The following is a 9,742-nucleotide window of genomic DNA, read 5'->3' on the forward strand; positions in this document are numbered from 1 at the left end:
GGCAATGAGGGTATGCATAATTGGTTTGGGTAGGATGGGTAGGGGCATGGCCGTAAACCTCGTTAATAGGGGCCACGTGGTCTACGGGTATGACGTTAATAAATCCATATACGCGGCATTAAATAATGTTGGTGTAAAGACGGTAGAGAGTGTGGGACAGTGCGGTGATACTGATTATGTAGTGCTTGCATTACCCACGGGCAGGGAGTCAGCCCAGGTACTAAGTGAGTTGAGTACTAACGCCGTAGTGATAGACACAACCACGATGAGCATTACGGAGCTTGAGCAGGTACTCTCCATAGTCCGCAATAAGGGGTTTAGGTACGTAACTGCCAGGCTTGAGGGTGGGCCGAAGCAGGCCGAGAGTGGATCCCTCGTATTGTTCGTAGGCGGTGACGAGCAGTTATATAGCAATCCGAGGAATTCCTGCGCCAGTTAGGCACGCCAATCTACATAGGCACCCACGAGCAGGCAACACTACTCAAGTTAATCAGTACGTCAATAATCATAGCCAACACCATGATACTGGCCGAACTATCGCCATTAATGAAGGAGCTCGGTCTAGACACGAATACCCTGGTTAAGGCGCTCAGCATGAGCGGGGCCGACTCAGCGCAGCTAAGGACTAGGTTACCCTGGATACTGAGCGGTAACTACCCAGAGTCCTTCTCAATAGACCTGGCTAAGTACGTGATTGATGAAACAATTAAGCACTCAATGAGTGGGGGTAAGTCATTACCGGTAATGTCTATAATCGGGAAATTACTCGAGATCGCAAGAAACGAAGGCAAGGGAAAGAGGGACTTCTCAGAGGTCGCCGAGATATTGAAATAGTGCAATGAAGATGATATGCTGAATTAACAATCGATAATGCAAGTATTATCCACACTGAGTTTCTATGTAAAACCCATCACTCGTAAAATTTCCAGGGCCTAAACCATTACCATAATAAATGTAAATAGGTAATCGCCCAGGCCTACCAAAGAAACTAGTCACATTAACCCAAATAAGCCAATCAAGATAATAGGAGACATACACATGCCTTGTAAATAAATCAAGAAAGCCACAACGACCAGCGCCTAGCTTAGCCAAGACACCGACGGGCACCGTATAGGCAGTTGGTCTTGGGACATATGCAGTACCTACGGGCGTAAAGCCACCACCCTCTACTGCCAACGTGGCTTCCGTAACATTAGCTAGGTATGGTTTGTAATACCACGTTGTATTAATTACGCCAAACCCGCCAGGCGTCGCCGCACTTCCCATTGAGAAAAGTGATATCATAGCCTTCGAACAAACATACGTCTGGGACACCACAGGTACATTAAGGCCTAAGCCATAAAAATATTCATGCTAACCACGTATGTCGTGCTTCTCATGCATATTAATGGACCTGGACTAAAATCGGCACCGTTTGTCCAATATCCAGGTTCAAAACCATTACCACTACCTGCTATAAATAACGTATCACCTGGTAAACTAATATTTCGTCCATTCTCCCATTCATAGGTAATGTACGATGCATAGGCATCCTGGAAGGACCCCAGGTAATTAATCGTAACTGCAGTGCTTGATAGGTACTTAATGTAGTCGTAAAACTGGGCATAACCGACTACGTGCCCATTATAGTCCTGATCGACAATAGGCATCCATGACATACAAAAATCAACGCTAGCAGTACCAAATAGAGCGCTATAATCCTGTTCTCCATAAATGATCGCATAGGCCATGTACTGAATTGCTGATTGATTGGCCATTAAAGATTCATACTCCTGAACCAACTCAGTACATAAATCATCAGTGAGACTTACCATCTGTCCCTTCATTATTACTGGTAACCATACTTTATTCACGATCTCTAGGGTTGATGTTAGTGAGTGTGGTCCTATGACCAGGACTCTGCTGTTGCCGAATGCTATTACGTAGTTCAAGCCTCCTAGGTACTTGGGTATTGGTATTGCGGTGATGCTCGTGTTGTATGCCTTTGACCATGCGAGGGCTAGTGCATACTCAATGATTGGCACGGTGTTGTAGTTGCCGTGGATGATTATGAAGTCACCACGCCTAATGAGCCCCACAATCAAGTTAAAAGCCCTCGAATCAACATTGACAGAAACAACACCACTTTTATTGACCATGAGATTTGAGCCCACAACAGACCAATCAATAACCACAAGACTGTTGTTTGGTAGACTAGGCAATTCACCAATCGATACCGACCTAATCAGTGATTGATTCACACCAACACTGATCAATTTCTGAATAAGCGATTGAGGACCAACGACGTATACGGGAACATTAACAATTACTAATGCTGATTCATTAATGGGAGAACTAACACTATTCCTTAATTTAAATGGTCTATGAAGGATTGAATTAAGGCTTAGTACCATAACTACGGCAATAATGACCACAGGTATAACCACAAGCAAAAGCCTACCCAAACCCATTACCCACCCTTAACACGCGGAGATTTTTATCCACTTCTCATAAGAATGGATAATGGAATTGATAATTATTTACCTGGTGCCGGGGCCGGGATTTGAACCCGGGCCCCCTTGCGGGGACGGACTTTAGGGTTCCCTGCGGAATCTCCAGGCCCGCGCCTTGGACCTGGCTCGGCCACCCCGGCGGTCAATAAGCCATTAACTGCGATTTAAAGTTTTCTTATTACTCTTCCTCGAGTAGTGTTGTTAGTGTTACCTGGATTGTCTTTAACTTCTCATATTCCTCCTCCATCCCGTACTTGAGGCCTTCACCATGTACTTAACGGCCTTATTCCTTAGTCTCCTTATGTACTCATTGCCCCTTGGATTTATTACACCCTTCTTTACCTTGTTTATTACGTCCATGGACTCCTTAATTAATTCATCAATCTCCATCCTCAGGCCTAACTGGGCCATATCCGTGCGCTCTTCAATGGCCTTTTTGTTTATGTTTACATTTAGGAATATGGGCTGTGTAATTACCCTGGCTCCGGCTTGATTAATTTGTACTTGCCCATTATGTAACCAGCCACGAGATACCTAAGTAACTCTGAAACGCCATCTAGCCCCTCCTTCTCGGCTAATTTCGTTAGTAATTCCTTTACTGACCTGTGGACCCTAACCGAGACCACTGCACCATCCTTCTCGGGAGCCCTGAATAGGTCCTCGTACTTCACCGGTATGTCATCTATTATGAAGACCTCGCTCATCAATTGATTGTAATTTGCGATTTAAATTTAGGGATGACTTATTTTGCGATGTATTATATGGCTTATTACAGCCCTTTCTTAACTAATCAATTCTTAAATCCTCAGGAGGTTTATGTAGTTAACGAGGACCTCATTATTCACGACCTCCCTAACCACCTTAACCGCATTGTCGAGCATCTCATTAAGCAATCCCCTGGCCCTATCAATGGCGCCCCTGACATCCCCATTATCCCTGCTCATTATCCTCACGATATTAATCTCGTCCATGTTAACCCCCGGGTTCTTACTATCCATGTTGAGGTAGTCAATGACGTCATCCCTAACCTGGAATGCAATACCAACAAACCTACCAACATCCCTAATCCTACTTATCACCTCACCATCCTTAACATTGACTGAGTAGGCACCAACAACCATTGAGGACTCAATGAGCGAGGCCGTCTTGTAATAAATGAGCCTTAGGTAGTCATCAATCGTAACATCACTCCTACTACTTAACTCCGATTCGAAGCTTTGACCAATTGCCAACTTAATGGATGAGTTCAGGAGCTCAAAAACAATGTCATTATCGCCACTCCTTATGGCGTACTCCACGGCCTTAGCAATTATTAAGTCGCTGGCGAGCATTGCCGTGTGCGGGCCGTAAACACTATACGGCGTCTCCACACCCCTCCTAATTCTCTGCTGATCCATTATATCATCCTGCAATAGTGATGCCGTGTGTATCAACTCGACCGATGCGGCAGGAAATATCGCCTTCTCCAGCCACCGCCATTACCCAGGCGTAGGCCATCAGTAGGACTAGGGTTGGCCTAATGAGCTTCCCCCTATTCCTTATGTAGTGGTATGTGGCGTTCAAGAGGTTGTTAGGCATCCAGAGACCTAGGAATGATTCCTCGAGCACTTGAATGACCTTATTAATGGCTGACCTAACCTCGGTTGGTAGTAATTCCATATACTTGCTCGGGTTCAATACGGCCATTTACTTCATTAACCCCTTAAAGTATGCCTTAATAAATACTACATGCACGTTAAGCCAGGCCTGAGATTAGCCTAATCAGTAGATTACCAATTAGGAACTTGATGAGTGTGCTTATCCTCATCGATGATAGTGTGGCCTCATAAATGGAACTAGCCATGTAACCCCTCGAGACCCTTAGCGCCAACTCCATGGCATCCCTACTCATCAGCAGTGGATCACCAATCCTCCTGAACATGACCATCCTATCCATTAGAGGCTTGAACACCCTATCTATAAGCACTGAGTAATTACCGCCATGCACCAGGGACTCGCCGAGTAGGTGCGCCGTTATCATTGCTGGGTTTATGCCGGCGCCATTGGTTGGTATTACGGAGCCAACGGCATCACCAATTAAGTAGGCATTGCCAATGCCATACCTATTCAACAGGCCGCCAACCGGTAACGTCTTCATGAGCACGGATTTCTGGATGCCCTCAAGACCGTACTTGCTAACGAAGAGCATGTGATAATTAAGTGGATTACCACCCCTCCATGCAATGTTATTCCTAACCCCAACACCAATGTTATGCGTGCCATCACCCCTAGGGAATATCCAGGCAAAGCTCCCGGTGCTACCCCTGGATCCATCACGATGACCGCCTCGTCATCCACGTACTTCCCCCTAGCCCTTGCGCTCGTCGCTATTATTAGGTCCTCAGCACCGAAGCCTCTGGTCATGCCTAGGCTTATGTCGACAATTGATGGGTAGGCATCAGCACCAATTAATGCCTTGGCATTAATCACGTACTCACCGCCATACCTATCATGAACAAGGCATTCATAACCATCACCCTTAACCGCGCACCTAATGGCTGTGGCACCAAAGCGCACCCTGGCACCCCAGTTAATCGCATCCTCAATAATGCCCCTAATCATTGCCGCCTTATCAATTACATAGGTCCTAAAGGGCATTTTGGCGATGTCGCGGTCATTAATTACGAGCCTTAACCACCTGATCTCATTAACGATGAATTCCCTGCGTAGGGTTTCCCTGATAGTCGTGAGCAGGACCTCGTATAAGTCCCTATTGATCCAAGGCTTAAGGAGGTCCTCGCTGGGTAATAACTCACCGCATATTATTGGTGCGTATATCACGGACTTCTTATCAATGAGCATTACATCACCGTTAAATCCATTCCTGACAAGGTAACGGGCTAGGTAGGAACCTGCTGGTCCACCGCCAATTATCAATACGTCGGTCTTAACAACCACGTAAAAGTGGTTGATTAGGGATTAATTATTTTCTTCTATAGAAATCCTTAAAAAAATCCCCTGTACCCGCAGTGGCGTGCCTAGGAGGTATTCCTTGTGGAGTTATGGCGGAGGTATGCGGATGCTGCGGAGGAGATTAGGGTTAAGAGGTATCCTGACTATGTGAAGTTGAAGGCTAGGCTCAAGCACTACCTATATACGATTAGGGTACCGCCCGACGTGGCTGATCAATTAATCAAGGAGTATAAGTCGAAGAATAAGACCATTAATGAGTATTAATTCGGGCTCACCACTCATCAACGCTCAGTGCTCCAGACCCTAATCATTGCCTCATACGATTATCAGGAATAATTACCAACTAATAACTAATAAACCTTATTAAGGGGCTGGGCTTCGCTGTCCCGATGTCGACTGAGGAATTAATCAATAAGGCAAGGGAATTAGTAATTAAGTTAAGGACGCGGAGGAGTTGATAAGGAGTGGGAAGTTTGATGATGGCGTTAAACTATTCAAGGAGGCTACGAAGGAGGCTAAGGAGGCGAAGCTCTTCGATAATTACATAGCCATTATTAGGAAGGTTAGGAGGTTAATCAATGAGGAAAGGGTGAGGCAGTCCAGGAAGGCTGCTCAGCAGGAGGTTAAGGCTGGGGAGGGTAAGGCATAATTTTTAAATTAACCCGCAACCACCACACTGCGGCTTGGTGATGATATGGCAATAACCTGCTCAAAGTGGGAGGGATTAATTGAGAAGGCGGAGAGGGAGGGCAATAAGGAGAAGGCGCTAGAGTTCAGGGAGAAGCTAGTTGAGTGCGTGGTTTACACGGCTCAGGAATTAATAGCCAGGGGCAGGTCTAGGGACTTGGATGAGGCTGAGGAATTGCTTAAGTACGGTGAGGAGGTTGGTAATAAGCTGGGTATTAACGAGCTATTATTCCACGTAAACCTGCTCAGGAAGAGGATTGAGGAGAAGCGAGAGAGGAGGAAGCCGAAGGAGGCTGAGGCCAAGCAGTAATTATTTCAATAGGTCAATCAACGTGTTAACCACGAACGTAGGCCTATACCTACTATTAACTAGGTCCTCGGCCTTAGTCTCACCTGTTAGGACGAGTATTGAGTCAATACCATTCTCATTCGCCATGCTATGTCGGTGTATAACCTATCACCTATTATCACAGCATCACTGGCTTAACACCTAGCCTTCTTAGCATGTAATTGAGGAATAAGTTACTTGGCTTACCCATCACTGCCATTGGTTCCTTGCCCGTGGCCGTCCTAATCAATGCCCATATTGAACCGGCATCCGGTATGTAACCCCTATCCGTAGGGCACAATACGTCTGGATTAACCACGACATAGGGAGTACCATTCATTATATGGCGTACAGCCCTAACCAACTTACCATACGTCAATGTCTTATCGAAGGCGATAACCACGACTTCAGGGCTTTCGGGATCATGAGTGATCCCGGACCTAACCAGGTCCTGAATGAACTCAGGCGTACCGAGGGCATAGACCCTCCTCACATTAATCTCCCTCAGGTACTCAATGGCGGCCTCCGTCGAAATAAAGACCTCATCCTCAGAAAACCTCCTCCCTAATACCCTGCCTAACCTCTTAATGTGATGCTCCTTACTAAAGGATGAGTTATTCGTCATGACCACGAATCCCTTTCTAGACTTATCAAGGAATCTTACGAACTCCCTGGCACCAGGTAACGACTTTGAACCTATGTAGAGGGTTCCATCACCATCCAGTATAATCAATTCCTTACTTAATATTAGTTTTAAAGCCTCGTTCATAGACCAAGGAGCTAGCCTATGTAAAATTAAAATGTTTTATTCGTTATTATCCTAGGATAATGCTTATTAAAAATAATTATTTCTAATATTCATGACAAATGGTGATGAGTCCGGAATTAAAGTGGTGAAGACAGACCTACTGGCTCGCCTAGACAGGCTTCCATTCTCACCGTTTCACCGGAAGGTCATACTCGTACTAACAGCTGCATACTTCCTAGATGGCCTGGAGAGCACGCTTTACGGCGGCGTGCTTGCCATTGTTGCTAAGGTGTTTAGAATAACGTCACTTGAGTCCACACTTGGTCTCGTGCTATTTCTAATAGGTGCTGCAATAGGCGCTGAGTTATTCGGTGTCCTTGCCGATGTACTTGGTAGGAAGAGACTTTTCATGACAACAATACTGATTTACGGTCTATTCACCGCGTTGTCCGCTGTTTCATTCAATTTCATAAGCCTCACGGTATTCCGATTCCTAACCGGCGTGGGCATTGGCGGTGAGTATGGGGCTGTGAATAGTGCAATCCAGGAATTTGTACCACCGAGGGAGAGGGGTAAGTGGTTGGCTTCGTAATTGGCGCCGGTTGGGATGTAGGCACGGTCATAGCATCACTAATTTCGTACTTCGCAATATCAAGACTACCAATAAACATTGGTTGGAGAGTCGCCTTTTTGGTTGGTGCGATACTCGCCGTATTCGTATGGGTGATTAGGAGGTCAATTCCCGAGTCACCAAGGTGGTTGTTATCGAAGGGTAGATACAACGAGGCTGAGGACATAGTTAGGCAGGTTGAGGACCTCGTTAAGAACCAACTAGGGGATTAAGGAGTTACCGCCTGTTCAACCCGTTGATGTGGTTATTGCCAGCCCAAGGGGTTGGACAGTGGCCAAGAAGGTTTTCACGCTATATCCTAGGAGGGCCGTAAGTGCCGTATTACTTAATTTCTCGGAGACTTGGCCGTACTACACGGCATTCACGTTAATACCCGTATTCCTATCCTCATTGGGTGTTCCATCAACAATAATACCACTATACCTAGTCCCAGTCACCGCGCTCGGTGCCGTGGGCGCCTTCGTGATTCCATACCTAGCCGATAAGGTTGGTAGGAGCCGATGGCCGTGGTATCCTACGCCGTTGGTGGTCTCCTTGGACTATTAATGGCTTACCTATACTATGTTAAGGCGATAAACCTGGCCGGGCTTATAGGCCTGCTTGCCCTAACGTACTTCTTCGTTTATGCAGCTGCCGACATCCTCTACGTAATGATACCCGAGGTCTTCCCAACGCAGTTAAGGCTGCTGCCGTCGGTACGGCAGTATCGATAGGTAGGCTCGGTGGTATAATTGGCGCTTTCGTAATGCCGTACATAATAGTGTCCTTCAAGCCTTTGCCCTATGCCGCGTTAATAGCATTCACGCTGATGGCGGTAATAATGATAATAGGCGCCATAGCCGGTGTGCTGATTGGTGTTGAAGGTAAGGGCAGGAGCCTCGAGGAATTATCGACATATAGGTAATTGAAATAAAGCAGTTCCTAAAAAAATAAATCAAAAATAACATTCTTTATCTCCCTCATTAACCACATGCAATCAAGTAATTGCCATGTCAATACTCGGTATTGAATTCACCGTGAGTAGGGAGGTAAATGCAGGACAGGTGGATAGGATTTGGCAGGTACTCAGCGATGTAAGTAACATGCCCAGGTACTGGAGGGGTCATAGGGAGGTGGAGATAGTGGGTAGGGATGGCGATGCGTATCTTGTTAAGATAAGATTCGCATTCCCAGGCCCAGGCAACAGGGGCATTGCGAGGATCGTGGTGAGCAACGATGAGAAGGTCGTGTTGATTAATTACCTAGAGGGCCCGATAAGGGGTTATGTAAGGAATTACGTAAGTGAGAACCAATTAGTTAGCCAGTGGAACGTAAGAATAACACCACTATTCCTACTGATGAAGCCCTGGATAAGGAGACACTTCATGAACGGTGCAATAAATGCATTAACACGAATAGTAAATGAGACCAGGCCGCTAACCCCGTAAATCAGCGTGGCATAAAAACTTAAAAGTCAAGGAGTTAAACCATAACTTGGCCCCGTAGCTCAGCCAGGATAGAGCGGCGGCCTCCTAAGCCGTAGGTCGTGGGTTCGAATCCCACCGGGGCCGCCACGCAGGTTGATTATTGTTGCGTTTTGTTTGTTTTGGGTCCGTGGGCCCTGGGTGGGGCAGTTTAGTTTTGTCATTGCCTTTGTTATTGCTTTTGCTCTCCTTTCCTTGCCCTCGCTGGCTGCCTCCTCGAGCATTTTCCTCAATACTTCACAGACCTTTTTCGTGAGTTCTTGATCCTTCTCGATTACGTACATGCCCATGTAGACCTCGAAATTGCCACCACTGCGCCTCGGCCCAGCCTCGTAGCCCGCTTTTCTTAGCTCCTCCAAAATCCTCATGGCATCGTTATAGTCCCTACGCCGTGTCCTAAGCTCGACAGAACTGCTATTACTCACGTGAACGTTCATCCTT

The 9,742-nt window shown here is 46.4% G+C and carries 19 protein-coding genes, 2 tRNA genes and 1 pseudogene; 11 read left to right on the plus strand and 11 right to left on the minus strand.

Annotation, left to right across the window (positions count from 1 at the left end):
- Positions 1-4: 4 nt before the first annotated feature.
- Together JCM16161_RS17745 and JCM16161_RS17750 are read left to right on the plus strand one after the other, a co-directional pair.
- Positions 5-439, plus strand: a complete 435-nt coding sequence (locus tag JCM16161_RS17745) for an NAD(P)-binding domain-containing protein (protein WP_243671262.1) — start codon at positions 5-7, stop codon at positions 437-439.
- A gap of 80 nt (positions 440-519) precedes the next feature.
- Entirely contained in the window at positions 520-834 is a 315-nt protein-coding gene (locus tag JCM16161_RS17750) for an NAD-binding protein (protein WP_243665657.1), read from the plus strand.
- Between the two features lie 45 nt (positions 835-879).
- Here JCM16161_RS17750 and JCM16161_RS09585 read toward each other — a convergent pair whose 3' ends face one another.
- From JCM16161_RS09585 to JCM16161_RS09610, 9 genes are all read right to left on the minus strand, one after another.
- Complete coding sequence (locus tag JCM16161_RS09585) at positions 880-1,314, minus strand: hypothetical protein (RefSeq protein WP_054855691.1); 435 nt, start codon at positions 1,312-1,314, stop codon at positions 880-882.
- A 17-nt stretch (positions 1,315-1,331) separates the two neighbouring features.
- The gene (locus JCM16161_RS09590; RefSeq protein ID WP_054855692.1) at positions 1,332-2,450 is read right to left on the minus strand and encodes a hypothetical protein; all 1,119 of its coding nucleotides are present in this window, start codon (positions 2,448-2,450) and stop codon (positions 1,332-1,334) included.
- Between the two features lie 74 nt (positions 2,451-2,524).
- Positions 2,525-2,632, minus strand: a tRNA-Ser gene (locus JCM16161_RS09595).
- A gap of 82 nt (positions 2,633-2,714) precedes the next feature.
- Positions 2,715-2,903 (minus strand): hypothetical protein, encoded by a 189-nt coding sequence (locus JCM16161_RS17755; RefSeq protein WP_243671263.1) that lies wholly within the window; start codon positions 2,901-2,903, stop codon positions 2,715-2,717.
- 62 nt (positions 2,904-2,965) lie between these two features.
- Entirely contained in the window at positions 2,966-3,196 is a 231-nt protein-coding gene (locus JCM16161_RS17760) for a ribbon-helix-helix protein, CopG family (protein WP_243671264.1), read from the minus strand.
- A gap of 93 nt (positions 3,197-3,289) precedes the next feature.
- Positions 3,290-3,904, minus strand: a complete 615-nt coding sequence (locus tag JCM16161_RS09605; RefSeq protein WP_243671265.1) for a polyprenyl synthetase family protein — start codon at positions 3,902-3,904, stop codon at positions 3,290-3,292.
- Entirely contained in the window at positions 3,894-4,178 is a 285-nt protein-coding gene (locus JCM16161_RS17765) for a polyprenyl synthetase family protein (RefSeq protein WP_243671266.1), read from the minus strand. Before JCM16161_RS17765 ends, JCM16161_RS09605 begins: the two co-directional genes overlap by 11 nt.
- Positions 4,179-4,227: 49 nt before the next feature.
- The gene (locus JCM16161_RS17770) at positions 4,228-4,680 is read right to left on the minus strand and encodes a hypothetical protein (RefSeq protein WP_243671267.1); all 453 of its coding nucleotides are present in this window, start codon (positions 4,678-4,680) and stop codon (positions 4,228-4,230) included.
- Positions 4,626-5,429: an FAD-dependent monooxygenase gene (locus tag JCM16161_RS09610; protein WP_243671268.1), complete on the minus strand. Its 804-nt coding sequence runs from the start codon at positions 5,427-5,429 to the stop codon at positions 4,626-4,628. The genes JCM16161_RS17770 and JCM16161_RS09610 overlap by 55 nt, the downstream gene beginning before the upstream one ends.
- A 96-nt stretch (positions 5,430-5,525) precedes the next feature.
- On the opposite strand from JCM16161_RS09610, the gene JCM16161_RS09615 reads away from it, so the two are divergent.
- From JCM16161_RS09615 to JCM16161_RS09625, 3 genes are all read left to right on the plus strand, one after another.
- Positions 5,526-5,708 (plus strand): 50S ribosomal protein L38e, encoded by a 183-nt coding sequence (locus JCM16161_RS09615; RefSeq protein WP_054855693.1) that lies wholly within the window; start codon positions 5,526-5,528, stop codon positions 5,706-5,708.
- Between the two features lie 190 nt (positions 5,709-5,898).
- Positions 5,899-6,093 carry a hypothetical protein gene (locus JCM16161_RS09620; RefSeq protein ID WP_243671269.1) on the plus strand — a complete coding sequence of 65 codons (195 nt, stop codon included), beginning with the start codon at positions 5,899-5,901 and terminating at the stop codon, positions 6,091-6,093.
- A 45-nt stretch (positions 6,094-6,138) separates the two neighbouring features.
- The gene (locus JCM16161_RS09625) at positions 6,139-6,441 is read left to right on the plus strand and encodes a hypothetical protein (protein WP_054855694.1); all 303 of its coding nucleotides are present in this window, start codon (positions 6,139-6,141) and stop codon (positions 6,439-6,441) included.
- Here the strand turns inward: JCM16161_RS09625 and JCM16161_RS17775 are convergent, their stop codons facing one another.
- Positions 6,442-6,567 carry an HAD hydrolase-like protein gene (locus JCM16161_RS17775; protein ID WP_243671270.1) on the minus strand — a complete coding sequence of 42 codons (126 nt, stop codon included), beginning with the start codon at positions 6,565-6,567 and terminating at the stop codon, positions 6,442-6,444.
- Positions 6,568-6,598: 31 nt separating this feature from the next.
- Positions 6,599-7,192 (minus strand): haloacid dehalogenase, encoded by a 594-nt coding sequence (locus JCM16161_RS09630; protein WP_243671271.1) that lies wholly within the window; start codon positions 7,190-7,192, stop codon positions 6,599-6,601.
- Positions 7,193-7,319: 127 nt separating this feature from the next.
- Here JCM16161_RS09630 and JCM16161_RS17780 point away from each other — a divergent pair.
- The 6 genes and pseudogenes from JCM16161_RS17780 to JCM16161_RS09645 all read left to right on the plus strand — a co-directional run bounded on the left by JCM16161_RS17780 (position 7,320) and on the right by JCM16161_RS09645 (position 9,391).
- Positions 7,320-8,050: pseudogene (locus JCM16161_RS17780) on the plus strand (MFS transporter).
- Between the two features lie 28 nt (positions 8,051-8,078).
- Positions 8,079-8,384, plus strand: a complete 306-nt coding sequence (locus JCM16161_RS17785; RefSeq protein WP_243671272.1) for a hypothetical protein — start codon at positions 8,079-8,081, stop codon at positions 8,382-8,384.
- Entirely contained in the window at positions 8,345-8,551 is a 207-nt protein-coding gene (locus JCM16161_RS17790; RefSeq protein WP_243671273.1) for a hypothetical protein, read from the plus strand. Before JCM16161_RS17785 ends, JCM16161_RS17790 begins: the two co-directional genes overlap by 40 nt.
- Positions 8,552-8,583: 32 nt before the next feature.
- Positions 8,584-8,742, plus strand: coding sequence for a hypothetical protein (locus JCM16161_RS17795; RefSeq protein ID WP_243671274.1), 159 nt, complete (start codon positions 8,584-8,586; stop codon positions 8,740-8,742).
- 85 nt (positions 8,743-8,827) lie between these two features.
- Positions 8,828-9,265 (plus strand): SRPBCC family protein, encoded by a 438-nt coding sequence (locus JCM16161_RS09640; protein ID WP_054855695.1) that lies wholly within the window; start codon positions 8,828-8,830, stop codon positions 9,263-9,265.
- Between the two features lie 48 nt (positions 9,266-9,313).
- Positions 9,314-9,391 (plus strand) — tRNA-Arg (locus JCM16161_RS09645).
- Positions 9,392-9,742 lie beyond the last annotated feature (351 nt).

Source organism: Vulcanisaeta sp. JCM 16161, assembly GCF_001316285.1.

Bases quoted from the DNA above. Each gene is read 5' to 3' on its own strand.
- JCM16161_RS17755 (WP_243671263.1), bottom strand. From the start codon at position 2,903: ATGGCCCAGTTAGGCCTGAGGATGGAGATTGATGAATTAATTAAGGAG.
- JCM16161_RS17750 (WP_243665657.1), top strand. From the start codon at position 520: ATGATACTGGCCGAACTATCGCCATTAATGAAGGAGCTCGGTCTAGAC.
- JCM16161_RS09625 (WP_054855694.1), top strand. From the start codon at position 6,139: ATGGCAATAACCTGCTCAAAGTGGGAGGGATTAATTGAGAAGGCGGAG.
- JCM16161_RS17795 (WP_243671274.1), top strand. From the start codon at position 8,584: ATGCCGTACATAATAGTGTCCTTCAAGCCTTTGCCCTATGCCGCGTTA.
- JCM16161_RS17745 (WP_243671262.1), top strand. From the start codon at position 5: ATGAGGGTATGCATAATTGGTTTGGGTAGGATGGGTAGGGGCATGGCC.
- JCM16161_RS17760 (WP_243671264.1), bottom strand. From the start codon at position 3,196: ATGAGCGAGGTCTTCATAATAGATGACATACCGGTGAAGTACGAGGAC.
- JCM16161_RS09640 (WP_054855695.1), top strand. From the start codon at position 8,828: ATGTCAATACTCGGTATTGAATTCACCGTGAGTAGGGAGGTAAATGCA.
- JCM16161_RS17775 (WP_243671270.1), bottom strand. From the start codon at position 6,567: ATGGCGAATGAGAATGGTATTGACTCAATACTCGTCCTAACAGGTGAG.
- JCM16161_RS17765 (WP_243671266.1), bottom strand. From the start codon at position 4,178: ATGGCCGTATTGAACCCGAGCAAGTATATGGAATTACTACCAACCGAG.
- JCM16161_RS09590 (WP_054855692.1), bottom strand. From the start codon at position 2,450: ATGGGTTTGGGTAGGCTTTTGCTTGTGGTTATACCTGTGGTCATTATT.
- JCM16161_RS17770 (WP_243671267.1), bottom strand. From the start codon at position 4,680: ATGCTCTTCGTTAGCAAGTACGGTCTTGAGGGCATCCAGAAATCCGTG.